The following is a 24,713-nucleotide window of genomic DNA, read 5'->3' as shown; positions in this document are numbered from 1 at the left end:
TCTTCAAAAAACGAGGAAAAAGTAAGTTTTAACCCTACTTTCTCCTCGTGTATTTTTATCTAATTAGGTTATTCATGAAATGGTTTCTTTCACTAATGTTTTATTAGCAGTCGCCATCATTAAACGAATACGATTTAATTGGTTGACGATCGAAACACCTGAATCATAATCAATCGCTGCAATATTTGCGTTAGGGTATTGACGACGCAATTCTTTAATAACGCCTTTACCAACTACATGATTAGGCAAACAGCCAAACGGTTGCATACAAACAATGTTATTCACATTATGTTTCAACAACTCAATCATTTCTCCTGTTAAGAACCAACCTTCACCTGTTTGATTTCCAATCGACAAGATTTTGCTTGCATCTTCTGCCAAATCTTGAATAGATTGGATGCCATCAAATCGTTCTGATTTTCTTAGTGCTTTATCCATTGGTTTTTCAATCATTTCAATCATCCGAATCGCAAATTGTGCGAGTAATTTACTTTGTTTAGCCATTCCAAGATTTTCATATTTCCAAACTTGATTGTATAGGGAATAGTTCATAAATCCAACAATATCAGGAACCACTGCTTCTGCGCCTTCTGCTTCAAGTAAGCGAACTATATCGTTATTCGCAGTTGGAGAATACTTAACTAATATTTCACCAACTACTCCCACTTTTGGTTTTTTCACATCAGAAATCGGTAAGGTATCAAATGCTTTGACGATTTTCTTCATATTGCTATTAAACAACGTCAATGAGCCATTCCGAACATTTTTTTCCACTCGTTGAAGCCATTCTTCATGTAAGCGATCAACTGTACCTTTTTCTAATTCGTAAGGACGTGTACGATAAACAACTCGTTCAAACAAATCACCATATAAAAAGGCAATCGCCAAACGTTTTAACATTGGAAATGTGAATTTAAACCCAGGGTTTGATTCAACGCCCTTGTTCCCCATTGAGATCGAAACAACTGGAATATTTCCAAACCCAGCATCATTCAATGCTTTTCTAAGTAATGGAATATAATTCGTTGCACGACAACCACCACCAGTTTGAGTCATCATCACACTTGTATTTTCCAAATCATACTTACCACTTTCCAAGGCCTCCACTAATTGACCAATGGAGATGATTGCTGGATAACACGCATCGTTGTTCACATATTTCAGACCAACATTAATTGCTTCATTATCTTCTGCTGGCAAACAGACAACATTGTACCCAGAGGCATTTAACGCTACATCCACTAAGCCGGATTGATGAATCGGACTAAGCATTGGCAACAACAAAGTATGTTTTTCTTTCATTTCTTTTGTAAAGACGATTTTTTCTGGTTCTTCAAATCGTTTGACTGGAACAAAGTTTTGTTTTGCTCGTTCATTGACCGCTGCTTTTAAGGAACGTAATCGAATACGAATTGCTCCAAGGTTTGCTCCTTCATCAATTTTTAGAACTGTATAGATTTTTCCATATTGTTCCATGATTTCTTCGACTTGATCTGTTGTTACTGCATCTAAACCACAGCCGAATGAATTCAATTGAACTAATTCAAGATTTTTTGATTTTGCTACGACACGCGCAGCCGCATATAGCCGTGAGTGGTAGACCCATTGATTCACAACACGTAAATTTCCTACATCTCCTAAATGGGAAATACTGTCTTCGGTCAATACATGGAAGCCTTCTTGTGTAATTACTTCAGAGATTCCATGATTGATTTCTGGATCTAAATGGTACGGACGACCTGAGATAACAATTCCTCGCTCATTTTTTTGATTCAACATCAATAAAGTTTCTTCACCTTTTTTTTGAATATCTGCCTTAAAGGTTGCTAATTCTTCATATCCATGATGCAACGCTTGAGCAATCTGTTCCTCCGAAAAACCAAAATCCGCAAAAGTTTGGTGTAGAACTTTTGCTACTGCTGATTCATTTGCTAAATTGATAAAGGGATTTCGATAATCGACTTTACCATCGCGAATGTCATCCACATTATTTTTAATAACATCTGGATAGCTCTGGACAATAGGACAATTGAAGTGATTATCCGCTTCAGCAGATTCTTGTCGTTCAAAAACAACTCCCGGATAAAAAATACGTGGAATACCCGCATCAATCATTGCCTGAATATGGCCGTGTGTGATTTTAGCTGGATAACATGCTGTGTCACTTGGGATTGTTTCCATTCCTTGCTCGTATAATTCTTTGTTTGAACGTGGTGATAATTCTACTCTAAATCCTAAATCAGTGAAGAATGTATGCCACAAAGGATAATTTTCATACATATTTAATACTCGAGGGATACCAATCACACCATTGACCGCTTCTTTTTTACGTAATGGACGATATTTGAATAAACGTCGATACTTATAGTCGACAAGATTGACCTTTTTGTCTTCCTTTTTGATCTTGATTCGAGCACCACGTTCGCACCGATTTCCAGTGATAAATTGACGACCATCAGAAAATAACGTAACTGTTAGCATACAGTTGTTTTCACACAAACCACAATGGGTAAATTCTTTTTCCGCAGTAAAGTGATCTAGCTCTTCTTCTGACAAAATGGTACTTTCTTCGCCTAGTGAATAATTTTCCATGGCAATCAGTGCCGCTCCATAAGCCCCCATCAGCCCAGCAATTGATGGACGAACAACTTCACGCCCACTAATCAATTCAAACGCGCGTAACACCGCTTCGTTATAAAAAGTACCACCTTGGCAGACAATTTTTTCACCAAGATCTTCTGGTCTACGAACTTTAATTACTTTATAAATAGCATTTTTGATAACAGAATAAGACAATCCAGCAGAAATATCTCCTACCGACGCCCCTTCTTTTTGGACTTGCTTTACTTTTGAATTCATAAAAACTGTACAGCGAGAACCTAAATCAACTGGTGCCTTAGATGCCACGGCAGCTTTTGCAAAATCCCTTACATCATAATTTAATGATTGAGCAAATGTTTCAATAAATGAACCACAACCAGAAGAACAGGCTTCATTTAATTGGATTGAGGAGAGTACACCATCTTTAATCGTCATGGCTTTCATATCTTGTCCACCAATATCTAAAATAAAATCAACACCAGGTTGGAAAAAATTTGCCGCTTTGTAATGCGCCATCGTTTCCACTTCACCAATATCAACCTTTAAGGCATTTTTGATCAATAATTCGCCATAACCTGTTGCCGCTGCTTTTCCGATAAAAACATCTTCTGGTAATTGACTGTATAACTCTTTTAGCACTTTCATCGTTGTTTCTAAAGGCTGACCTTCATTATTTCCATAGAAAGAAAAGAGAATTTCTCCTTCCTCATTAATCAAGGTAACTTTTGTCGTTGTCGAACCAGCATCGATTCCTAAAAATGCTACACCATGATGTTTTGAAAGTGGCTTTTCTGAAGCAGTTGCTTGAGCATGGCGCTTCCGAAACGCGACCAAATCTGCTTCTTCTTCAAATAGCGGCGATAAAGTAGTTGAAGGTGTTAGCTTTGCTTGATCGCCATTTTCTAAAGCATCAAGCAAAGCAGCAATTGTCGTCACTCGTGCTTCTTCAGCATAGAAAGCAGCACCCATTGCCACAAATAGCTGCGGATTTTCTGGAAAAATGACATTTTCCGGCGCAATGTCTAATGTTTCAACAAAACGTTTACGCAATTCTGACATAAAGTACAATGGCCCACCTAAAAATGCTACTTTTCCTTTAATTTTTCGTCCAGCGGCCAATCCGGCAATCGTTTGATTTACTACAGCTTGAAAAATACTCGCTGCAATATCTGCTTTATCTGCTCCTTCATTGATCAATGGTTGCACATCTGTCTTAGCAAACACGCCACAGCGTGAAGCAATAGGATAAATTTGACGATATTCTTTGGCTAACTCGTTCACGCCATTTGAGTCTGTCTTTAATAAAACGGCCATTTGGTCAATAAATGCACCTGTTCCACCAGCACAGCTTCCATTCATTCGTTGCTCTAGTGCGCCTTCAAAAAAAGTGATTTTCGCATCTTCTCCACCCAATTCAATCGCAACATCTGTTTCAGGAATTATTTCTTCCACTGTGCGTGTACACGCGATGACCTCCTGAACAAAAGGAATGTTCAACACATCTGCTAGTCCCATCCCACCTGATCCAGTGATTGCCATGGCAATTGGTTGATCGCGAACCAATGCTTGTGCTTCCCGTAAAGTCTTGGCTGTTGCTTTCTTGACATCTGAATAATGACGTTCATATTTGGAAAAGATTGTTTGATTTTGCTCATCTAGTAATACTAATTTGACTGTCGTGGATCCAACATCGATTCCCGCTCGTAAGTTCATCTGTTCTCCTCCTCAAACAGACAGTTTGTTGATTATCTAACAAAGTGTCTGTTATACTACTTATGTATATTTTAGAAACAATTTGCTGGTTTTGCAACTGGCAAACACCCCTTATTTGTGAGATAAGCAACAAACAAATTAAAAATGTCGAATAACAAGCGAGGAATTTTTTATGGTTAAGAAAACTGATCTTCGAGTGAAACGAACACACAAAATGATTATCGAGGCATTTATTCGCTTGGTCGAAGAAAAAGGATACGATAACGTCACCGTACAAGACATTGCCGATGAAGCAATGATCAATCGTGCTACCTTTTATGCTCATTTTAAAGACAAACAAGATCTCTACGAACAAATTTTTGAAATGGCGATCAATGCCTTTACTTCCGTTTTGGATTTAGAACAACTTGTTCATGGCAATCGAATCAAAGTGAAACAAATCATTGCTGCATTAACAAATATTTACAAAAATATCCAAGAAAGAAAAGCTTTCTTTTTGACCATCATGGATGGTTCGTCTAACGAACTTTTGCGTAAAAAACTAGAAGAGCTTTTATACAATAAATACGCAAATATCTTCAATCGGTTAAAAATCACCGAAAATGAACTGGAGGTCCCTATTGATTTTATTATCGAATACATGACTTCGATCTTCATTGGGACGCTGCACTGGTGGATTACTAGTGACACAAACATGTCAGCCGAACAACTGGCTGCTTTAGTCGTGAAATTAGTTGGAAATGGTCACCTGACTGTTTTAGGGATTGAAGTCGAAAGATAACAAAAAACTGCCAATTCGCTTTTTTAGCGTTTGGCAGTTTTTTGTTATTATTAGCGGTTTTTTGCTAACCATTTTTTGGTGTGATTGGTTGGACGTTTCGTCTTGATTTGGACTGCTTTTTTTGCATTTTTTGGAAGTCCAACTTCTACATCATATTTTCCAGATTTAACCAAATCATATAATTTTTCAGCAGTTTCATCGACTTTTTCTTTCCACTTCATTCTCTTCATCCTTTCTGTTTGAGTACCTAATTTAACTCTAGCTTAATTCTTTAAATACTTCAAGAATCAAGCTACTGTAGGTCAAAAAAAACGAGATAACAGCAACTGTCATCTCGTGAACGTCTATCTAAGAACTGGGGTAGCTGGATTCGAACCAACGCATGAGGGAGTCAAAGTCCCTTGCCTTACCGCTTGGCTATACCCCAATAAAAAAATGGAGGAGAGTGGATTCGAACCACTGAACCCTAAGGAACGGATTTACAGTCCGTCGCGTTTAGCCACTTCGCTACTCCTCCGAAAGGTCTGTATCAACCTGACTTAGTTATAATACCTAATTTCACAGATTTTTGCAACCCTTTATTGAAAACTTTTTTGATATTTTTTTAGTCTTGTAAATTCCAATGACGGATTACCGTTTCTATCGCGTTTTCAAGACTTTTTTCTTTTCCAAAGTCCTCTTCACCAAAAAATATTTCAAATTCTTTTGGTCCATATGCTAAAATTTCACCAATATTTTTTTTGCCAATAAATAACTGAGTGACCTCATAATTTTTGCCATTAATTACTTTTTGGATTTCTTCTACTCGTACTTCAATATCTTTATTCTTTTTTGACATTATTCTCACCTCCCACCTATTTTATCATACTCTCTACAATAAAATATACCCTGTTTACTTAACAGGGTATATAATCTGATTCTCTTCAAACTCTTAAGCCTCTCTTTGACTTACTGCATAATAATTTGCAGCAGCACCAACTAAATTCGCATCATTACGATAGTCACATAATAAGATTTCTGGAACAAAATCATGTAAATCTAGCTTGTCCATTAATTTTTCGATACGCTGATTCAATTCGTCAATCAAGCCCTCTTTTGCAGAGATCCCACCACCAAGTACGATCACTTCTGGATCAAATGAAAATTGGATACTGAAAAGTCCTTTTGCTAAGTAATCATAAAATTTTTCAACTTCTTCTTGAGCGATCACATCGCCTGACTCTGCCATTTCAAAGACTTCTTTTCCAGAGTAGGTCATCTTATCTAGACCAAGACGCTCACAATACCGCCAAGCCATCTGCACAGCCGTTCCCAAAAGACTGAATGTTTGATCACCATCTAAAAACATCATCCCAAACTCTCCGCCATAAAGATGCGCACCTTTGTTCATTTGTCCCTTCGTGAACATCGCGCCACCAATCCCTGTTCCAATAACGACAAACGCGACATCTTGGTAATCTCGCGCTGCGCCTTCATAAAATTCTGCCATTCCAGCACAATTCGCATCATTTTCGATAGTAATTGGTAACCCAAACAATTCTTCTAATTCTTTGAAAATATTAAATCCATGAATATAAGGAATTGCACTAATCCCTTCAATGATTTGGCGTTCGCTGTTAACTACACCGGGAGCGCTGATCCCTATGCCTTCAATCGCGTTTGTTTCAACAAAAGTTTGGTATGTTTCGCTTAGTTTTTGTTTCATTTCTTCCCAAGTAGCAGGTGTTGGAAATTGATTGGTTGCTTCTAATTGACGACCATTCCAATAACCATATTTTACTGCTGAACCACCAAAATCAAATACAAGAATTCCCATAACTATTTTCGCTCCTTTTTGCTTCCTAAAAATATTGTAAAACAATCCCTTGGTTTTTGAAAGCCTTTTCCGAAATGACCAGCTAAATCTAGCGAAATGTTTGGATACTTTTGGCTAATGTCACTTGATCTCTTAATAAAATACCCTCTTCATAAATAGGCTCTGCATAGTTTTTGATAAAATAATCCTTTTCTCGAGAAATTTCACTAAACCCCTTTTTTTGATACAAATGTAAAGCCGCGGAAGTAATACTACCCGTGCGAATGATTACTTGCGTTTGATTTTCTGTTTCTTCCACAATTTGTTGGAATGCGGCTTCCAATAATAAACCACCGATTCCTCTCCCTTGACTTTGGGGAGCTACCGCAACATTCATGATTTCAAATTCATCTTTTGTGGCGACAAAAATCAAGACGCCCAGTGTTTCTCCATTTTCTTTCCAAACAATCCCTTCGCCTTGTTCAAGGTAAGCAAGCACTTTTTCTTTTTCAGGATCAGCATCTAGTAGTAACGCCCATGGAAGTTCATTTGCCTTTAATTTTTCAATCATCGGTAATAGTTCTCCTTTCATTGATAAAAAAAGTAAATTTTTACCTCTTACTTTCGTCCATCATAATCTGGCTGCTCCTTGTCAACTGTATTCCTCGTTAATTTGAATTTTTTTGGCACATAATCAATGCCGCCTCTTACAAATGGATGACAACGTAAAATTCGTGCCGTTCCCATCAGCGTTCCTTTCACAGCACCATGCACTTGAATCGCACAAATCATATAATTTGAGCATGTCGGATAATAACGGCAACTCGGTGGAAATGCGGGTGAAATGAATCGTTGATAACCTCTTACTAAATAAATCAAGAATTTTTTCATTTTCTCTGCCTCACTAATCAGTCTATGTAAAAAGGAGTTGCGACAAAAGTTTGCCACAACCCCTTAAATCTCAGTTAAAAAAGTCTCGAATATGGAGCCATAAATCAAGTTGGAAAACTCGAAACGGGTTTCCACCACCGATTACGCCGTAACCAATCATTGTACCGGCAATAAAAAGAAGAAAAAGCAAGATGATCACAATTAGTATCTTCATCAAACTGACTAAAATATAACGATGGTTACTCATTCAAACACGTCCTTAAGCGATAGTTTGTGCATTTTTTTCTGTTGGTGTTTGATCCATTTCAACACGTTCAATATTTGCACCAAGTTGTTGTAATTTCAAATGGAAATTGTAATAGCCACGATCTAAATATTTCAAATTACGAACACGTGTCACACCATTTGCTTTTAATCCAGCTAAAATCAACGCAGCAGCAGCACGTAAATCCGTAGCATATACTTCTGCACCTTGTAATTCATGTGCGCCTTCAATCATTGCAACATTTCCATCAATCTTAACATGTGCATTCATACGACGCATTTCTTCCAAATGTTGGAAACGATTTTCAAAGACTGTTTCAGTTACGACGCTTGTACCTTCAGCGACCATTTGAATAGCAGTCATTTGTGCTTGCATATCTGTTGGAAAACCAGGATGAGGCATTGTTTTCACGTCCGTTGGGAGTACATGTTTTGGTCCAACTACACGAACGCCACCTTCTTCATCAGTGATTGTCGCACCCATTTCTGTTAATTTAGAGATCAAAGGACGGTTGTGTTCAGAAATTGCATCAGCAATTAAAACATTTCCTTCAGTCATTGCTGCAGCAACCATGAATGTTCCTGCTTCAATACGATCTTGCACGATTGAATGTGTCACTGCGTGTAAATGCTCAACACCTTCAATACGCATTGTTTCTGTACCAGCGCCATAGATATTTGCGCCCATTTTATTTAAGATATTTGCCAAGTCAACAATTTCGGGTTCACGAGCAACGTTTTCGATAATCGTTGTACCTTTTGCTTTCACAGCAGCCATCATAATATTTTGTGTTGCACCTACACTTGGAAAGTCTAGATAAATTGTATTACCAATCAATTCATCAGCGATTGCTTCGATATAACCATTTTTTTGGATAATCTTCGCACCTAACGCTTGAAATCCTTTTAAATGCAAATCAATCGGGCGTTTGCCAATGGCACAGCCCCCAGGCATTGCTACTTTTGCATGGCCATTTCTAGCTAACAATGGACCCATAACAACGATTGATGCGCGCATTTGACTAACATACTCATAAGGTGCTTCGATTTCTAATTGTCGTGATGCATTAAGTGTCACTTGATTTTGCTCTTCATCAAAGTCAACGTCTACATTCAAATGACGAATCACTTGATTCATTGTAAATACATCTGAAAGAATTGGAACGTTGGTTAATGTTGTTGTTCCTTCTTCCGCTAATAAACTAGCAGCTAAAATTGGCAGTACAGCATTTTTAGCTCCTTCAATCTTGACAGTTCCAGTTAATTGATTGCCACCTTGTACGATGATCTCTTCCATGTTGTTCCCCCCAAAAAAATTCCAATGAGCATACTCTTACTCAAAATCTTTTTCATTATAGCATTTCTTCTTTTAAAATAGTACCTTTTTTTGAAATTAGATACTAACAAAAAGATTTCGACATAACGCCATGATTTCTAGAAAAAAATTGCTAGCAGTGTATCCTAAAAAAATTGAAAAAAAGACAATTACCATTCTGATTTGCGTAGTGTTTTGCATATATCTAAAAAACGTTTCCGTACGCAAAGAACGCAAAGACCAAAAAGCTAAATAAATAAACGCTAAATGACTCACAATTCGAATAATCGCGTCAATTCCATAGACTTGCATCATAACGTCCTTTCTTGCATCTGTTTACTGTAAACTCAATAAAACGATAATACCATAAATTTTCTAAAAGGAAAAATAACTGTGCTTTTTTACATAAAACAAATACAATAAAAAAAAACTGTGCCAAAATCAATAAGTGACTTTGGCACAGTTTTTATCAAAAAATAAGTTCATTTGAATCTACGTATGCTTAGAAACATTGATCCGATTGATTGCTCGGTGTAATGCAACTGTCGCACGTTTCAATTCATTCGTATCTTCTTTTTGTTTTGCTTCTTCGATTTGACGTTCTGCTCGTTGTTTTGCTCTTTCAGCACGAGAAACGTCAATATCGCGCTCACGTTCCGCAGTATCTGCGACGATGGAAACTAGATTATCACGAACTTCCATGATTCCTCCGTTAACGGCAATCCAGTCAACGTGCGTATCAGAGTCCGTTCTCTTGATGCGAACTTCATCAATGGCTAAAGGAACGATAATTGGAGCATGTTTCGGTAAAATCCCCAATTCTCCAGCAGTTGTACGTGCAACGACAATTGCTGCATGGTGATCATAGACCAAGCCGTCAGGTGTTACCACATTAACTGTTAAAAATTGATCCATGGGGCACCCCTTTCTAGTAGCCTAGTTTTTTCGCTTTTTCAACGACATCTTCAATTCGACCTACGCTTCGGAAAGCTTCTTCAGGAAGATCATCATATTTACCTTCTAAGATTTCACGGAAACCTTTAACTGTTTCTTCAACAGGAACATAAGATCCTGGAAGACCAGTAAATTGTTCTGCAACGTTAAAGTTTTGTGATAAGAAGAATTGAATTCGACGTGCACGAGAAACTAAAACTTTTTCTTGGTCAGATAATTCATCCATTCCTAAGATTGCAATAATGTCTTGCAATTCACGGTAACGTTGTAAAACGTGTTGGACTTCAGTAGCCACTTTATAATGTTCTTCACCAACGATTTCAGGTGCAAGTGCACTTGAAGATGATGCCAATGGATCCACCGCTGGATAAATCCCTTGTTCAGTTAATTTACGTTCCAAGTTGGTTGTTGCATCTAAGTGAGCAAATGTTGTAGCTGGCGCAGGGTCAGTATAGTCATCCGCTGGTACATAGATAGCTTGGATAGAAGTAATTGAACCTTTTTTCGTTGAAGTAATACGTTCTTGTAATTGACCCATTTCTGTTGCTAAAGTTGGTTGGTAACCAACGGCAGAAGGCATACGACCAAGTAAGGCAGATACCTCTGAACCAGCTTGTGTGAAACGGAAAATATTATCAATAAACAATAGTACGTCTTGACCTTCAACATCGCGGAAGTATTCAGCAATTGTTAAACCAGTCAAGGCAACACGCATACGTGCACCGGGTGGCTCATTCATTTGTCCAAACACCATCGCTGTTTTTTCAATAACGCCAGAATCTTTCATTTCATAGTAAAGGTCATTCCCTTCACGTGTACGTTCACCAACACCGGTAAACACTGAAATACCACCATGTTCTTGCGCGATATTGTGGATCAATTCTTGGATCAATACGGTTTTACCTACACCGGCACCACCGAATAAACCAACTTTCCCACCTTTAAGGTAAGGAGCTAGTAAGTCAATAACTTTGATCCCTGTTTCTAAAATTTCAGTACTTGTGCTTAATTCATCAAAATTAGGTGCTTTTTTATGAATTTCGCTTCTTTCAGCATCTTCTGGGAAAGGTTTTTCTAAATCAATAGTATCCCCTAATACGTTGAATACACGACCTAATGTTTCTTTACCAACTGGAACAGAGATTGCTTTGCCTGTATCGACAACTTCCATCCCTCTTTGTAAACCATCAGTTGATTCCATTGCGATCGTACGGATCACACCGTCCCCTAGTTCTAGGGTTGCTTCAAGAACAACTTTTGATTTTTTTTCATCTTTTTTATAAACAACTAATGCGTTGTTGATATCTGGTAAGGATTGGTCTAAAGAAAATTCCACGTCGACAACGGGACCGATTACTTGAACAATCTTGCCTGAACTCATCTTTTTTCCTCCAATCTCAATACTATTCTAGTGCCGAAGCTCCGGCAACAATTTCGGTAATTTCTTGGGTAATAGCCCCTTGTCTTGCACGGTTATAAGAAACCGTCAAGTCGTCAATAATGTTTGCGGCATTATCAGTTGCTGTTTTCATTGCAGTCATGCCTGCTGCGTGTTCGGCAGTTTTAGCATCTACAATTGCACCATAAATCAAACTTTCAGCATATTGAGGCAATAATTGAGCTAGGATTTCTTCTTTTGAAGGTTCAAAAATGTATTCTTGCTCAAAACTTGTTGCTTCTTCTGGATCTAAATCTGAGATTGGTAACATCTTTTCTACACGAAATTGACTAGTTAATGAATTTATATGATGGTTGTAGCATACATATAATTCGTCAAAGACTTCATTTTGATACATTGTTGTTGCCATGTTCACGATTTTTCTCACTTCATCAAAACTTGGTTGGTCAGATAAGTTACGCAATTCATAGGCAAGGTCAATGCCACGAGCTTTGAAAAAGTCCGCACCTGTCCCCCCAATTGCAATCATCACATACTCATCGGTTGATTGGTGATCTTCTTCCAAAATCGACATCGTCTGTTTCAAAATTGAACTATTATAACCACCAACTAAACCACCGTCAGCTGTGATCACAATATAGCCTGTCTTTTTAACAGGGCGACTAATCAACATTGAATTATAGTTGATATCATTATTTGTGTTTGAAGAAGCAATATCACTTAATTGAGTCGCTGTTAAATGCGTAACGATCTCTCTTACTTTGTTCGCATAAACCTGAAACTTCTTAGAAGAAGATTCCGATTTCGTTAGCTTCGAAGCAGAAACCATTTGCATGGCACGCGTAATTTGACTTGTTTTTTTCGTTGAAGCAATACGTGTCTTAATTTCATTTAGTGAAGCACCCATTCATCTCACCTCACTATGCATTTTGAATGGATTTCAATTTGTCTTCTGTCGAGGATGTACTACCTTTAGAAGCTAAGAAAATGTCTTTGTATTCTTTGATTACACTGTTCAACGCTTCTTCTTCTGGAAGATCTTGTGTTGTACGGATAATTTCAAAGATATTTGGATGATTTGTATCCAAGTATTCAAATAATTCACTTTCAAAGTCAAGAATGCTATCCACAGGAATACTGTCTAAGAAACCATGAGTCAACGCATATAAAATGATGACTTGTTTTTCTACAGCAAGTGGTGCATGTAATTTTTGTTTCAAGATTTCTACAGTACGACGACCGCGATTTAATTTGGCTTGTGTTGCTGCATCTAAGTCTGAACCAAATTGCGTAAATGCTTCAAGTTCTCGATAACTTGCTAAGTCAAGACGTAGCGTTCCGGCAACTTTTTTCATTGCTTTGATTTGTGCAGAACCACCAACACGGGATACAGATAACCCAGCATCAACGGCTGGACGTGTTCCTGCGTAGAATAAATCACTTTCCAAGAAAATTTGTCCATCAGTGATTGAAATAACGTTTGTTGGAATATATGCAGAAATATCCCCTGCTTGTGTTTCAACAAATGGTAAGGCAGTCATTGAACCGCCACCTAATTCATCACTTAATTTTGCTGCACGTTCTAGCAAACGTGAATGTAAGTAGAAAACATCCCCTGGATATGCTTCACGACCTGGCGGACGGCGTAATAGTAAGGAAAGTTCACGATAAGCAACAGCTTGTTTTGATAAATCATCAAAGATAATCAAAACATGTTTGCCATTATACATGAATTCCTCACCCATCGCTGTACCAGCATAAGGTGCGATATAAAGCAATGGTGCTGGTTGGGAAGCACCCGCATTGACTACGATTGTATAGTCCATAGCGCCATATTTTTTCAATGTTTCAACTTGTGTACGGACAGTTGAATCTTTTTGTCCAATCGCAACGTAGATACAAATCATATCTTGACCTTTTTGGTTGATAATTGTATCGATTGCAATGGATGTTTTACCTGTTTTACGGTCACCGATGACTAATTCACGTTGTCCACGACCAATTGGGACCAAAGCATCAATTGCTTTTAGACCTGTTTGCATTGGTTCATTAACTGATTTACGTTGCATAACACCTGGTGCCATTGCTTCTACAGGACGAGCTTTATCAGTAACGATTTCTCCTAGTCCATCGATAGGTTGACCTAAAGGATTTACGACACGTCCGATCAAAGAATCTCCAACTGGAACTTCCATGATTTTGCCTGTACGTTTTACTTTATCTCCTTCACGAATGGATTCGAAATCACCAAGGATAATAATCCCTACATCATTTGATTCTAAGTTTTGCGCCATTCCGTATGAGCCGTTTGAAAATTCAAGCAACTCACCACTCATTGCATTTTCTAATCCATGCGCACGAGCGATTCCGTCACCGACGTATGTGACAGTACCAATTTCTTCAACTGAAAGCACGCTTTGATAATGTTCAATTTGTTCTTTAATCAAGGCACTAATTTCTTCTGCTTTGATGGCCATTCGATTCACCTACCTCTTTGTACTATCTATTTAATTGATTACGCATTGTTTCCAATTGCGTTCGAATGCTACCGTCGATCACTCGATGGTCGGCTTCAACAATTGCGCCACCAAGAATAGAAGAATCAACGATTGTTTCTAATTCAACTGTTTGATAGTTCATTGTTTTTGCTACATTCTGTTCTAATTTTTCTAACTGTTCATCAGATAAAGGAACGGCAGTCTTAACTGTTCCACGTAATAACCCATTACTTTCATTATAACGATGTTCATATTCGTCAATCATGAATAATAGATCATCCATCCGATTGTAATTGTAGACCACTTCTAAAAAGTTTTTAACAATACCGTCATACCCACCAATTAACTTATCCATGATAAGTCGTTTTTCATGTGGTTCTAAACGAGCATCACTGAGCACTCCCCCTAATTCAGGGACTTTTTCATAAATTTTACGTAAGCTCAATAGTTCTTGATAGATTTCTTCGCTATTGTTTGAATCGATCGCCAGTTCAAACAAAGCTTTTCCGTAGCGTCTACCCACAGTATATTTATCTAGTTTCATTTGAAGAACCTAGACCTTCAATATATTGGTTGATTAATGATTCATGCATTTCTGGAGATAATTCTTTATTCAAGATTTTTTCCGCAATTTGAAGTGAAAGATCAGCAACATCATCTTTAACAGAGTTCAATGCATTGTCACGTTCTAATGTGATATCTGCTTTAGCTTTGTTTTTTAGACGAACAACTTCATCTTGTGTATCCTTCAAAATATTTTGGCGGCTAAGTTCTCCACTTTCTTTCGCATTTTTAATAATTTCAGCTGCGTCAGAACGAGAAGCTAACAATTGTTGTTCGCGTTCTTGTTCCATTTTTGCTGATTTGATGCGAGATTGTTCTGCAGAATCTAAATCATTGGCGATCTTATCTTCACGTTTCTTCAAAATTTCACTAATTGGTCCCCAAGCAAAATGCTTTAAAAGAGCAAGTAGGATCAAAAATGAGCCGCTGACAACGATGATATTACCTAACATCGGATTGCCAACTTCTGCAATTGCCAATTGATTCAGCATAAGCTAGCCTTCCTTTCTTTGAGGTTTCTCTAGTTTCCATGTAAAAAAGCAGGAACAAACCAAGTTGTTTCTGCCAGTTTACTTACATTTATTAAACGGCAAAAACTAGAATTAAGGCGATAACCACACCAAGAATAGGAACAGCTTCAACTAGGGCTACCCCAATAAACATTGTTGTACGTAATTGACCAGACATTTCAGGTTGGCGAGCCATTGATTCGATAGTTTTTGAGATTACTTGACCGTTACCATAACCGGCACCGATTGCTGCCCCCATGATTGCGATTGCTGCTGCGATATAATTCATAATATTTTTTCCTCCTAAAGTAAATAAATAGTAGTTTTCTAAAACAAATATTACTCTTCTACTTCAATCTTATGGCTCATATAAACCATTGATAAAGTGACAAAGACAAATGCTTGGATGCTTCCGATAAACAATGAAAATGCAATCCAGACCATCTCTAATGGAATTGCTAATGGTAGTGACAGCCAGCCTAGGCTTGTCATCATTTTTGCAATCAAGGTTAGCAAAACTTCCCCCGCGTAAATATTCCCATAAAGACGTAAAGCAAGTGTTAATAAATTTGTAAATTCTTCAATGATCTTCATTGGTAACATGAAACTATAAGGCTTCAAGAATGAATTTACAAAATAGCCTTTCAATCCAAATCGTTTTACCCCAAACAAATGAGTAAGTAAAATCATCATAAATGCCAATGTTAATGTCACAAATGGATCAGCTGTTGGACTTTTCCAAAGTGTCGTTTCATTTGGTAGGACGATTTTTGTCATTAGACCGATATTATTTGCAATAAAAACAAATAAGAATAAGGTAAATGCTAGTAAATGGAAATTACTTAGTTCTTTTCTAGGCAAGTTATCTGTGACGATTCCTCGACTGAAATCTATTACCCATTCAATCGCATTTTGTTTTCCAGTTGGTTTCATCTTTAAGTTACGCGTAAAGAAGTACACTAGAAAGAAAACGATTAGACAAGTCAATAACACCATCATACAAACAGTACCATCAAACCACACAGGTCCAATGTGGAACGTTAGCGAGCGTTCATCCAATTCATTTCACCTCTTTTCTCTTTTCCCTGAAATTCACATGAAATAACTTTCAAGTGCGCATTTGGTTTTTCTGAAAAAATCTGATCATAACCAATCGGTATCATACCACCATGAAACAGAAAATACAAAACATTTTCATGAAAATTAGACACTTTTTCGTTTCAGTCTAATTTGATGAAGTTTTCATTTAAATTATGGTGGCGATTTTCTAGGAAAACCTTTAGTAATCGTGCTTTATCAGATTAAATGCTACCAAATTTTATCATTAAGTAAAAGTAAAAGCACCGAATATGCGAAAAAGGATATTGAAATTATCTGGAGAAATTTTTCAATGTTCGATCAATTTGACGATCGACATCTTTTCGTTTCAAGTCTTCCCGTTTGTCATACGATTTCTTTCCCTTGGCTAAACCAATCAACACTTTTGCATACCCATTCTTGATATACACTTTCAAAGGGACGATCGTTACCCCTGCATTTTTTGTTTCACCGATTAGTCGGGCAATTTGCTTTTTGTGCAAGAGTAACTTACGTGTCCGTAACGGATCATGATTAAAAATATTCCCCTGTTCATACGGACTAATGTGAACATTATATAGGAAGGCCTCGCCATTTCGAACACGCACGAATCCATCTTTTAGATTGATTCGGCTGTTCCGAATCGATTTGATTTCGGTGCCTTGTAAAACCATGCCTGCTTCCATCGTGTCAATAATCGAGTAGTCATGGCGAGCCTTTTTATTTTGTGCAATTAGTTTTCCCTCGCCTTTTGGCATTCTAGTTCCCCCAAACTATTTTATTTTTTCTTTTTCTTGATTCCTTTATAAAAAGGTTTTTTACCACCTTTTCCTTTTTTCTTAGTCGGTTGGAAGTCATTTTTCTTCCCACCATTTTTTTTATTTCGTTGATTTGCTTTGCGTCCACGATTTTGATTTTGATTACCTGCTCTACCTTTTTGTTTAGTTCTTGGCCGTTCAAGTTGTGCGACTTCTTCTGCTGAAACTAGTTCAAAGTCTACTGCTCGTTCATCTGGACTTGCTTTGACCACTTTCACTCGGACTTTTTGTCCAATTTTGAAAGTTAGTCCTGTCCGTTCACCCACCAACGCTAAATGATTTTCAATAAAGTGAAAATAATCCTGTTTCAAATCATTGATATGGATCAGACCTTCAATCGTATTAGGCAGTTCAATAAATAAACCAAATTTTACCACTGAACTAATGATGCCATCGAACTCTTCTCCAACTTTATCCATCATGTATTCTGCTTTCTTCATTGCATCAACTTCACGTTCTGCCTCAACTGCTCGGCGTTCCATTTTTGAACTGTGTTCAGCGATGTCTGGCAATTCAGCAGACCAGATTGCTTGTTTTTCTTCACTACGATCCTCACTATAAGAACGAATTAAACGGTGAACGATTAAGTCCGGATAACGGCGAATTGGTGAGGTAAAGTGTGTATAATACTCAGCTGCTAAGCCATAATGACCATAGTTTTCTTCTGAATAACGCGCTTGTTGCATACTTCTCAATAGCATCGTATTGATTACTGCAGATTCAGGCTTTTCTTCTACGTCTTCGATTACTTTTTGCAAATCTTTCGGTGTAATTGTTCCTTTTGTTCCTTTAACTAAGATTCCTAGTGCTGAAGCAAAGTCAAAGAAACGTTGCATTTTTTCTTCTTTAGGTTGTTCATGAATTCGATAGATGAAGGGTAAATGAAGATCATGATAATGTTGTGCCACTGTTTCGTTAGCTGCAAGCATAAATGATTCAATCAATCGTTCTCCTACACCACGTGTCCGCAATAAAATATCTAAAGGATGTCCTTCTGGGTTCACTAATACCTTGGCTTCGCGATCTTCAAAAGAAATCGCCCCACGACGGATTCTCATCTTTTCCAATATTTCATGTAATTCTTTCATCGCCCGAAACATCGGCACTAGTTGTTCATAGCGTTTCATTGTTTCTGGGTCTTCGTCTTCTAAAATTTCATTTACAGCAGTATAAGTCATTCGTTCGGTTGTTTGAATAACACTTTGAAAAATCTCATGACTCACAACAGTTCCATTTGGATCAATTTCCATCTCACAACTCATCGTCAATCTTGGCACGTGTGGATTTAAGGAACAGATTCCGTTTGACAATCGTTGTGGAATCATAGGAATCACACGATCAGTCAAATAGACACTTGTTCCACGATCATAAGCTTCACGATCCAATTGGCTTCCTTGTGTTACATAATACGAAACGTCTGCAATATGAACCCCTAAGAAGTAATTGCCATTTGCTAGTTTGCGAACAGTTACTGCATCATCTAAGTCCTTCGCGTCTTCGCCATCAATCGTTACTATTAGTTGGTCTCGCAGATCACGTCGTCCAACCAAATCTTTTTCATTGATATGATCAGGGACTTTATCTGCTTCTTCTAATACATCATCAGGAAATTTCGTTGGAATCCCATTTGCTACAACGATCGATAAAATATCCATACCGGGATCGTTTTTATGACCAATTACTTGTTTGACAATTCCTTCTAAGCTAGTAGCATAACCATTTTCTGGATAATGGGTCAATTCTACGATCACGATACTTCCATCTACTGGACGAATACCTTCTGCGGCTGCATATACTTTAAATCTCGTTAATTTTTTATCTTTGGGAATCACCACGCCATAAAGATCAGTTTCTGCTTCTTCCTCAGGTGAATAAGCAACGAATTCACCCACTAGTTGCGTTGTTCCACGCTCTCGAATCTCAACGATCTTTCCTTCTGCGCCTCGATCGAGCGCCGTATCTGCCGTTTTAATAATATCGATTGCCACGATGTCCCCGTCCATTGCATAACCAGTAGCTTCCTTTGGAATATAGATATCATCTTCTTCTGGATCGATTGTTACAAATCCAAAACCACGTTCATTTCCACGAAATGTTCCTTCAATCAGTAATGGTTGTAATGGCAACTTCACTTTACCTTTTTTGTTAAAAACGATACTTTGCTCTCTTTCCATTTGAGCAATTGTTTGGACTAATAGTTTAAAGTCTTCACTTTTTTGAAATCCCAATCCTTCTGCAATTTCTTCCATTGAAAAGCTCTTTTTACGGCTACTTTCCATAAAAAAAATAATTTTTTCTTTAATTGTTTCTTTTGTCATTTAGTTTCCTCATTCCAGGGTAATTTCTCTAAAAATTCTAGGACATCTTGTTCCAGCTCACGTCTAGCGTTTCCAACCGTAATCACATGCTTGCTTTTCGGATACCATTGAAGAGTCACTCGCTGTTTGTGCAAACGGCGAGCCGTTTCATAAACACCCATAGGATCAATCATTTCATCTTGACCTGCTTGAGCTAGAAAGATTGGTGCTTGAATTTTTGACAGCTTTTCATTTGCATAAGCTGCTTGTTCTTGTATATTTGCTAATTGTTCCTTAACTAAGGGACGATAGATTTCAAGTTGTTGCTGAATTTCTTTTTCTGATTTTCCTGCTGCATTCAACACTTGTTGTGCATAAATGAGAAAGTTTTCTGGTACATTCGTTTTTACTGGTGAAATTGGTGAACAGAAAAAGCCACCGCCAATCACATTTTCTTCTTCAAGTAATCTTGTCGCAAAAATACCACCCATAGACAAGCCAAAAACAGCAACTTCGGTAAACCCTTTAGCTTTTAAAAATTCAAGTGCTGCTTTTGCATCCTCCCACCAAGTATTAGCATCTTGATGCAAAATATCTTCTGGGTTCAATGTCCCATGGCCTGAAAACATCGGAGCATAAACAGTATAATTTGCTTTTTCCAAAAAACGACAAAGCATTCGGACATCATTTGAACTACCTGAATATGCGTGCAAAAGTAAGACCGCTGGCTTTCCATGCTCCGCATAAAATGGTTTTGGTAAACTTCCTTTCAATTCTATCACCTCTCGTTCTTCATTTTACCATAGTTACTCTCAGAAACTTCTTGTTTTCACCTACTCGACCAATAAAAAAAACCCTCGCAAATCGGCGAGAGGTTTCTCTTGATTAGTTTGAAGATAAAAACGCTAGGACAAACAATAAGATCATCCAAACGGCTCCTAGCGCAGCAGTTGTTCGTTGCATCACAGCTTCAAAGCCACGTGCCTTTTGCTTTCCAAACAACTGATCCGCTCCACCAGTAAATGCGCTCGCCGCACTATTTTGTTTACTTGGCTGCATCATAATTGCAATGATCATGACGATCGATAAGGCAATCACGATTCCTAAAATTAAATTATACATATGCGTCAGCTCCTCCTTCTTTGAAAAATATCATCTCTTTAACTTTACCATAGAATAAAAATAAATTCAAAAAAAGGTTGTAAAGGAAAGTTCTAACGACAAACAACACTCTTCAACAGTAAGAGGAAACTAATCAAAATTATTTTGAGGTGTTACTTTGGACATATCGAGAGTACAGTTTTCGCTAACATATTTACATTCAATCAACGTCATCTTTCTACTCTGAACACCAGATAAAAATCAAGTCTCGTCAATCTATCTATAAAAAAAGAGTGACGTCAAAAACGTCACTCTTTTTTTATTTCTATTTATTTACGTAATACATCTCCATATTCCGGTTTTGTATCAAATTCTTTTTTAGCAAACGGGCATAGCGGAATAATTTTTTTTCCTTCACGACGAGCTAGTTCAACACCACTATTCACTAACTTTTCTGCCAATTTTTGTCCACGATAAGCAGGTTCGACAAACGTGTGATCAATGATCATAATATCTGGTCCAGCATCCGACCAAGTCATTTCTCCAATTTCTTGTTGTTCATCATTGTATAAAGCAAAGCGATTTTTTTCTTCTTTGATTTCCATTTTACACTTCATCCTTTCGAATAAACTTCAACGCACCACTTGGACATGTTTGAATAATGTTGCTACTTTCATCAGCACTTGCATTATCTGGCATGATCCACGGTCTACGGCCAACTTCAAAAACGGCTGCATTTCCGCGAACACAATTTCCACTGTGGATACAAATCTCTTTGTTATAAAAAATATCTATCTTTTCACCCGAATATTTTCGATAACCTGCTTCAAATAATTCTTCTTCGGTTGAAAAATGTTCCTTGTTCACCTGTTGCCCCATCATACCACCCCTAAAAATAACTCGTGTTTTCATATAATTCATTCTACCAATCTCTCTTCGAAGCAGCAACTATTTATCCTCGCAGACGAGAATAAACAAATAAAGCAGTTTTATAAATCAGGCACAACTTACTCAATCAAGCCTACGACCTGAAACCCAATATAAATTGCTTAGATGAAACATTGCAAATTTTTTCTTCTATATTAATTATCGCAAATCGTCTGGTCCGAAAAAGCAAAATGCTTTATTAACCTACTAAAATACGTTCGTTGATAAAAGAAAACACAACTGTCCAATAAGTCTTTGGTTCATTCAATACTGGTGCTAAATGTTCCGCATTTGGAACCAACAATAATTCTTTTTCCCCCGCTGTTGCATTTTGCACCGTATATGCTGCTTCAACTGGTACAAAATAATCATGTTCCCCATGGATAATTAACAATGGTAAATGATTACTACCTAGTTGTCGCGTAGCGGATGCCTGTTTTAAAGAATATCCAGCATATTTTTGAGCGTAAGAATTTGCGTACCGCATAATCAACCACTTTGGAAATGAAGTTAGCTTGCTTAACATATAACGAAATTCTGCATAAACAGAAACATATCCACTATCCAAGACGAAACCTTTCACAGAAGAAGGTAACTTCTCGCCACTAGCCATCATGATCGTCGATGCCCCCATCGAACCCCCATGCAAAACGATTGAAGCCTCCGGATATTCTTTCATCAGCTGTTTGATCCAAGCAATCAAATCCAGACGATCTAACCAGCCCATCCCGATGATTTCTCCTTCACTTTCACCATGTGCACGTAAATCTGGAATCAAAACATTAAATCCTTGTTCCGCATATTTTTTCCCAATAAAAGACATGTCTCGTTTCCCCGTACTTCGGTAATCATGGATACAAATCACCCAATTTTTTTGTCTCCGATCTGTGATAAACCATTTTCCTACAAGTTTTAATCCATCATAGCTTTTGATTGTTTCAATCACACCTGTTTGCCAAAAACTCTCTGCTGATTCTTCTAGTTGTTGTCGTTTTGCTTCAACAGCTTCAGTCGCTGCAGGATCCATTAAGAGATGTCCAGTTGTTTCATACCAATTATGACCTCGCTGTACACCAACCTTGATCAACTTTTTTGCATAAGAATAAGAAATAACATTAAAAATAATAGCAAAAATCGCAATTACTAAAACAATATACAACATAATGATCAATTCAACACCTCCACTACTCAGTTATCATTAATTTGCACCATGAGATCGATTAATCAAAGCTGATTTTTGCTTTTAAAAAAAATTCAAGTAAACTCTATTTTTATTGTACCATTCTAATAAAAAAACTGTGGAATTTTTAAAGACTTAACTTAAAAAAATAGAGAAATAAAAGCAATAATTGCCAATCCACCTTGTGTAACAATAATTTTTTTGTCACTTGTTATGCTTCCATATAAAGCCACTAAAATAATATATAGTAACAAGATCTTCGCGAGCTCAATACCGACAGAGGAGACATATGTCGCATAAAGTAAACCTACGCCGATCAATCCATTATAAATTCCTTGATTCTTGAATAAAACAGTTACTGACGGACGTGCTAATTCTTCTTTTGACAAATGAAATACTCGTCCAGTGGTTGCTGAGGTGGTTGCAAACGTCTCTAAATACATAATATAAAAAAACTCGATTGCTACTAACGTGATGATTATCGTTGAAAAAAGATGCATATTGTTTCTCTCCTTTGATACTTATTGATGCCATTTATCATATAAAAATTCGATCGGCTTGTAAAACAATTAACTGTACAGTATTTTATGAACAAAAAAAGACGTGAGGCAAGCCTCACGTCTCAAAATAGTTAATTCGTAAAAATTATTTATTTTTTAAGTTGTAGAAAGATTTCAAACCTTTGTATTCAGCAACTTCACCAAGTTGGTCTTCGATACGTAATAATTGATTGTATTTAGCAATACGGTCAGTACGTGAAAGAGAACCAGTTTTGATTTGGCCAGCGTTAGTTGCAACTGCGATATCAGAGATTGTTGAATCTTCTGTTTCACCAGAACGGTGAGATACAACTGCAGTGTAACCAGCTTCTTTAGCCATTTCAATAGCTTCGAAAGTTTCTGTTAAAGTACCAATTTGGTTAACTTTGATAAGGATTGAGTTAGCAATTCCTTTTTCGATACCTTCAGCTAATTTTTGAGTGTTTGTTACGAACAAGTCGTCACCAACTAATTGAACTTTGTCGCCTAATACGTCAGTTAATTTCTTGAATCCGTCCCAGTCGTTTTCGTCTAGGCCATCTTCGATTGAGATGATTGGATATTTAGAAACTAATTCTTCGTAGAATTTGATCATTTCGTCAGTTGTTTTTTCGCCTTCGCCTGAGTCAGCTAAAACGTAAACACCTTTTTCTTTGTCGTAAAATTCTGAAGAAGCAGCATCCATAGCAAGAACAACGTCTTTACCAGGTACATAGCCAGCTTTTTCGATTGCTTCGATGATAACTTCGAAACCTTCTTCGTTTGAACCAAGGTTAGGAGCAAATCCACCTTCGTCACCAACAGAAGTTGCTAATCCGCGACCTTTTAAAATTGCAGCTAAAGCGTGGAATACTTCAGCACCCATACGTAGTGCTTCTTTAAATGTTGGAGCACCTACAGGCATAATCATGAATTCTTGGAAGTCGATTGAGTTATCAGCATGTGATCCACCATTGATGATGTTCATCATTGGAGTTGGTAATACTTTTGTATTAAATCCGCCTAGGTAGTGGTATAAAGGTACTTCTAGGTAGTCAGCAGCCGCACGAGCAACAGCAATAGATACACCTAAAATAGCGTTCGCACCTAATTTACCTTTGTTAGGAGTTCCGTCTAAAGCGATCATAGCTTTATCGATAGCCATTTGGTCACGTACATCGTAGCCAATGATTGCTTCAGCAATGATGTTGTTTACGTTATCAACAGCTTTAGTAACACCTTTACCACCGTAACGAGCTTTGTCGCCATCACGTAATTCAACTGCTTCGTATTCACCAGTTGAAGCACCTGAAGGAACCATTCCACGGCCAAAAGCTCCGCTTTCTGTGTATACTTCTACTTCGATTGTTGGGTTACCGCGTGAGTCTAAGATCTCGCGAGCGTAAACATCAGTAATAATTGACATGTTTTGTCTCTCCTTTGAGTTTGTTTTTATCCTAAGGGATTTCCCTCATATACGATTTTAGTTAATTTTGTGACTAAGTGCAAAC

Annotated in this window: 27 protein-coding genes and 2 tRNA genes; 1 reads left to right on the top strand and 28 read right to left on the bottom strand. The window is 37.5% G+C overall.

Annotated elements, in window-relative coordinates:
• Window positions 1–72 precede the first annotated feature (72 nt).
• Window positions 73–4,314 (bottom strand): acyl-CoA dehydratase activase-related protein, encoded by a 4,242-nt coding sequence (locus AC4BD1_RS02970; protein ID WP_490485791.1) that lies wholly within the window; start codon window positions 4,312–4,314, stop codon window positions 73–75.
• A gap of 172 nt (window positions 4,315–4,486) precedes the next feature.
• On the opposite strand from AC4BD1_RS02970, the gene AC4BD1_RS02965 reads away from it, so the two are divergent.
• On the top strand, window positions 4,487–5,095 hold the full coding sequence (locus AC4BD1_RS02965) for a TetR/AcrR family transcriptional regulator (protein WP_490485790.1): 609 nt from the start codon (window positions 4,487–4,489) through the stop codon (window positions 5,093–5,095).
• Between the two features lie 50 nt (window positions 5,096–5,145).
• Here the strand turns inward: AC4BD1_RS02965 and AC4BD1_RS02960 are convergent, their stop codons facing one another.
• The 27 genes from AC4BD1_RS02960 to eno all read right to left on the bottom strand — a co-directional run bounded on the left by AC4BD1_RS02960 (window position 5,146) and on the right by eno (window position 24,628).
• The gene (locus tag AC4BD1_RS02960; protein WP_206907165.1) at window positions 5,146–5,316 is read right to left on the bottom strand and encodes a hypothetical protein; all 171 of its coding nucleotides are present in this window, start codon (window positions 5,314–5,316) and stop codon (window positions 5,146–5,148) included.
• Window positions 5,317–5,450: 134 nt separating this feature from the next.
• Window positions 5,451–5,522, bottom strand: a tRNA-Gln gene (locus AC4BD1_RS02955).
• 9 nt (window positions 5,523–5,531) lie between these two features.
• A tRNA-Tyr gene (locus tag AC4BD1_RS02950) sits at window positions 5,532–5,612 on the bottom strand.
• 87 nt (window positions 5,613–5,699) lie between these two features.
• Window positions 5,700–5,933 (bottom strand): DUF2969 domain-containing protein, encoded by a 234-nt coding sequence (locus AC4BD1_RS02945; protein WP_067483785.1) that lies wholly within the window; start codon window positions 5,931–5,933, stop codon window positions 5,700–5,702.
• A 93-nt stretch (window positions 5,934–6,026) separates the two neighbouring features.
• Window positions 6,027–6,911: an ROK family protein gene (locus AC4BD1_RS02940; protein ID WP_490466945.1), complete on the bottom strand. Its 885-nt coding sequence runs from the start codon at window positions 6,909–6,911 to the stop codon at window positions 6,027–6,029.
• An 88-nt stretch (window positions 6,912–6,999) separates the two neighbouring features.
• Window positions 7,000–7,461: a GNAT family N-acetyltransferase gene (locus AC4BD1_RS02935; RefSeq protein ID WP_490466944.1), complete on the bottom strand. Its 462-nt coding sequence runs from the start codon at window positions 7,459–7,461 to the stop codon at window positions 7,000–7,002.
• 47 nt (window positions 7,462–7,508) lie between these two features.
• Window positions 7,509–7,781, bottom strand: coding sequence for a membrane protein insertion efficiency factor YidD (yidD, locus tag AC4BD1_RS02930; RefSeq protein WP_206907160.1), 273 nt, complete (start codon window positions 7,779–7,781; stop codon window positions 7,509–7,511).
• Window positions 7,782–7,851: 70 nt separating this feature from the next.
• Entirely contained in the window at window positions 7,852–8,028 is a 177-nt protein-coding gene (locus AC4BD1_RS02925) for a DNA-directed RNA polymerase subunit beta (RefSeq protein ID WP_067483778.1), read from the bottom strand.
• 12 nt (window positions 8,029–8,040) lie between these two features.
• Window positions 8,041–9,342 carry a UDP-N-acetylglucosamine 1-carboxyvinyltransferase gene (gene murA, locus AC4BD1_RS02920; protein WP_490485789.1) on the bottom strand — a complete coding sequence of 434 codons (1,302 nt, stop codon included), beginning with the start codon at window positions 9,340–9,342 and terminating at the stop codon, window positions 8,041–8,043.
• 96 nt (window positions 9,343–9,438) lie between these two features.
• Window positions 9,439–9,672: a DUF1146 family protein gene (locus AC4BD1_RS02915; RefSeq protein WP_206907157.1), complete on the bottom strand. Its 234-nt coding sequence runs from the start codon at window positions 9,670–9,672 to the stop codon at window positions 9,439–9,441.
• A 180-nt stretch (window positions 9,673–9,852) separates the two neighbouring features.
• Window positions 9,853–10,275 carry a F0F1 ATP synthase subunit epsilon gene (locus AC4BD1_RS02910; protein WP_067483772.1) on the bottom strand — a complete coding sequence of 141 codons (423 nt, stop codon included), beginning with the start codon at window positions 10,273–10,275 and terminating at the stop codon, window positions 9,853–9,855.
• A 13-nt stretch (window positions 10,276–10,288) separates the two neighbouring features.
• Entirely contained in the window at window positions 10,289–11,695 is a 1,407-nt protein-coding gene (gene atpD, locus AC4BD1_RS02905; protein ID WP_067483770.1) for a F0F1 ATP synthase subunit beta, read from the bottom strand.
• A gap of 22 nt (window positions 11,696–11,717) precedes the next feature.
• Window positions 11,718–12,620 carry a F0F1 ATP synthase subunit gamma gene (locus tag AC4BD1_RS02900; RefSeq protein ID WP_490466943.1) on the bottom strand — a complete coding sequence of 301 codons (903 nt, stop codon included), beginning with the start codon at window positions 12,618–12,620 and terminating at the stop codon, window positions 11,718–11,720.
• A 13-nt stretch (window positions 12,621–12,633) separates the two neighbouring features.
• A complete protein-coding gene (gene atpA / locus AC4BD1_RS02895; RefSeq protein WP_206907154.1) occupies window positions 12,634–14,190 on the bottom strand; it encodes a F0F1 ATP synthase subunit alpha in 1,557 nt (518 codons plus the stop codon).
• A 22-nt stretch (window positions 14,191–14,212) separates the two neighbouring features.
• Entirely contained in the window at window positions 14,213–14,755 is a 543-nt protein-coding gene (gene atpH / locus AC4BD1_RS02890; protein ID WP_206907152.1) for an ATP synthase F1 subunit delta, read from the bottom strand.
• Window positions 14,742–15,266: a F0F1 ATP synthase subunit B gene (gene atpF / locus AC4BD1_RS02885; RefSeq protein WP_206898418.1), complete on the bottom strand. Its 525-nt coding sequence runs from the start codon at window positions 15,264–15,266 to the stop codon at window positions 14,742–14,744. The genes atpH and atpF overlap by 14 nt, the downstream gene beginning before the upstream one ends.
• Window positions 15,267–15,357: 91 nt before the next feature.
• Window positions 15,358–15,573, bottom strand: coding sequence for an ATP synthase F0 subunit C (atpE, locus tag AC4BD1_RS02880; protein WP_010718599.1), 216 nt, complete (start codon window positions 15,571–15,573; stop codon window positions 15,358–15,360).
• Window positions 15,574–15,623: 50 nt separating this feature from the next.
• Window positions 15,624–16,343 (bottom strand): F0F1 ATP synthase subunit A, encoded by a 720-nt coding sequence (gene atpB / locus AC4BD1_RS02875; protein ID WP_206898417.1) that lies wholly within the window; start codon window positions 16,341–16,343, stop codon window positions 15,624–15,626.
• 311 nt (window positions 16,344–16,654) lie between these two features.
• Window positions 16,655–17,119, bottom strand: a complete 465-nt coding sequence (smpB, locus tag AC4BD1_RS02870) for an SsrA-binding protein SmpB (RefSeq protein WP_206907150.1) — start codon at window positions 17,117–17,119, stop codon at window positions 16,655–16,657.
• Between the two features lie 20 nt (window positions 17,120–17,139).
• Window positions 17,140–19,497 carry a ribonuclease R gene (gene rnr / locus AC4BD1_RS02865; protein ID WP_490485788.1) on the bottom strand — a complete coding sequence of 786 codons (2,358 nt, stop codon included), beginning with the start codon at window positions 19,495–19,497 and terminating at the stop codon, window positions 17,140–17,142.
• A complete protein-coding gene (locus tag AC4BD1_RS02860; RefSeq protein WP_206907207.1) occupies window positions 19,494–20,249 on the bottom strand; it encodes an alpha/beta hydrolase in 756 nt (251 codons plus the stop codon). Before AC4BD1_RS02860 ends, rnr begins: the two co-directional genes overlap by 4 nt.
• Before the next feature lie 112 nt (window positions 20,250–20,361).
• Window positions 20,362–20,598, bottom strand: coding sequence for a preprotein translocase subunit SecG (gene secG / locus AC4BD1_RS02855; protein WP_206907141.1), 237 nt, complete (start codon window positions 20,596–20,598; stop codon window positions 20,362–20,364).
• 308 nt (window positions 20,599–20,906) lie between these two features.
• Complete coding sequence (locus tag AC4BD1_RS02850; RefSeq protein ID WP_206907139.1) at window positions 20,907–21,182, bottom strand: GNAT family N-acetyltransferase; 276 nt, start codon at window positions 21,180–21,182, stop codon at window positions 20,907–20,909.
• Between the two features lies 1 nt (window position 21,183).
• Complete coding sequence (locus tag AC4BD1_RS02845) at window positions 21,184–21,459, bottom strand: (4Fe-4S)-binding protein (protein ID WP_206907205.1); 276 nt, start codon at window positions 21,457–21,459, stop codon at window positions 21,184–21,186.
• A gap of 244 nt (window positions 21,460–21,703) precedes the next feature.
• Window positions 21,704–22,666, bottom strand: coding sequence for an alpha/beta hydrolase (locus AC4BD1_RS02840; protein WP_242589826.1), 963 nt, complete (start codon window positions 22,664–22,666; stop codon window positions 21,704–21,706).
• Between the two features lie 158 nt (window positions 22,667–22,824).
• Window positions 22,825–23,184, bottom strand: a complete 360-nt coding sequence (locus AC4BD1_RS02835; RefSeq protein ID WP_206907138.1) for a DUF1304 domain-containing protein — start codon at window positions 23,182–23,184, stop codon at window positions 22,825–22,827.
• Window positions 23,185–23,329: 145 nt separating this feature from the next.
• Entirely contained in the window at window positions 23,330–24,628 is a 1,299-nt protein-coding gene (gene eno / locus AC4BD1_RS02830; protein WP_067483744.1) for a phosphopyruvate hydratase, read from the bottom strand.
• Between the last annotated feature and the right edge of the window lie 85 nt (window positions 24,629–24,713).

Source organism: Enterococcus sp. DJ147D b, from assembly GCF_058216655.1.
This window is presented reverse-complemented; position numbering and strand designations above follow the sequence as displayed.

Coding starts and splice junctions, on each gene's coding strand:
- AC4BD1_RS02970 (WP_490485791.1), bottom strand. CDS start 4,314: ATGAACTTACGAGCGGGAATCGATGTTGGATCCACGACAGTCAAATTA.
- AC4BD1_RS02965 (WP_490485790.1), top strand. CDS start 4,487: ATGGTTAAGAAAACTGATCTTCGAGTGAAACGAACACACAAAATGATT.
- AC4BD1_RS02960 (WP_206907165.1), bottom strand. CDS start 5,316: ATGAAGTGGAAAGAAAAAGTCGATGAAACTGCTGAAAAATTATATGAT.
- AC4BD1_RS02945 (WP_067483785.1), bottom strand. CDS start 5,933: ATGTCAAAAAAGAATAAAGATATTGAAGTACGAGTAGAAGAAATCCAA.
- AC4BD1_RS02940 (WP_490466945.1), bottom strand. CDS start 6,911: ATGGGAATTCTTGTATTTGATTTTGGTGGTTCAGCAGTAAAATATGGT.
- AC4BD1_RS02935 (WP_490466944.1), bottom strand. CDS start 7,461: ATGATTGAAAAATTAAAGGCAAATGAACTTCCATGGGCGTTACTACTA.
- yidD (WP_206907160.1), bottom strand. CDS start 7,781: ATGAAAAAATTCTTGATTTATTTAGTAAGAGGTTATCAACGATTCATT.
- AC4BD1_RS02925 (WP_067483778.1), bottom strand. CDS start 8,028: ATGAGTAACCATCGTTATATTTTAGTCAGTTTGATGAAGATACTAATT.
- murA (WP_490485789.1), bottom strand. CDS start 9,342: ATGGAAGAGATCATCGTACAAGGTGGCAATCAATTAACTGGAACTGTC.
- AC4BD1_RS02915 (WP_206907157.1), bottom strand. CDS start 9,672: ATGCAAGTCTATGGAATTGACGCGATTATTCGAATTGTGAGTCATTTA.
- AC4BD1_RS02910 (WP_067483772.1), bottom strand. CDS start 10,275: ATGGATCAATTTTTAACAGTTAATGTGGTAACACCTGACGGCTTGGTC.
- atpD (WP_067483770.1), bottom strand. CDS start 11,695: ATGAGTTCAGGCAAGATTGTTCAAGTAATCGGTCCCGTTGTCGACGTG.
- AC4BD1_RS02900 (WP_490466943.1), bottom strand. CDS start 12,620: ATGGGTGCTTCACTAAATGAAATTAAGACACGTATTGCTTCAACGAAA.
- atpA (WP_206907154.1), bottom strand. CDS start 14,190: ATGGCCATCAAAGCAGAAGAAATTAGTGCCTTGATTAAAGAACAAATT.
- atpH (WP_206907152.1), bottom strand. CDS start 14,755: ATGAAACTAGATAAATATACTGTGGGTAGACGCTACGGAAAAGCTTTG.
- atpF (WP_206898418.1), bottom strand. CDS start 15,266: ATGCTGAATCAATTGGCAATTGCAGAAGTTGGCAATCCGATGTTAGGT.
- atpE (WP_010718599.1), bottom strand. CDS start 15,573: ATGAATTATATCGCAGCAGCAATCGCAATCATGGGGGCAGCAATCGGT.
- smpB (WP_206907150.1), bottom strand. CDS start 17,119: ATGCCAAAAGGCGAGGGAAAACTAATTGCACAAAATAAAAAGGCTCGC.
- rnr (WP_490485788.1), bottom strand. CDS start 19,497: ATGACAAAAGAAACAATTAAAGAAAAAATTATTTTTTTTATGGAAAGT.
- secG (WP_206907141.1), bottom strand. CDS start 20,598: ATGTATAATTTAATTTTAGGAATCGTGATTGCCTTATCGATCGTCATG.
- AC4BD1_RS02850 (WP_206907139.1), bottom strand. CDS start 21,182: ATGGAAATCAAAGAAGAAAAAAATCGCTTTGCTTTATACAATGATGAA.
- AC4BD1_RS02845 (WP_206907205.1), bottom strand. CDS start 21,459: ATGATGGGGCAACAGGTGAACAAGGAACATTTTTCAACCGAAGAAGAA.
- AC4BD1_RS02840 (WP_242589826.1), bottom strand. CDS start 22,666: ATGTTGTATATTGTTTTAGTAATTGCGATTTTTGCTATTATTTTTAAT.
- AC4BD1_RS02835 (WP_206907138.1), bottom strand. CDS start 23,184: ATGCATCTTTTTTCAACGATAATCATCACGTTAGTAGCAATCGAGTTT.
- eno (WP_067483744.1), bottom strand. CDS start 24,628: ATGTCAATTATTACTGATGTTTACGCTCGCGAGATCTTAGACTCACGC.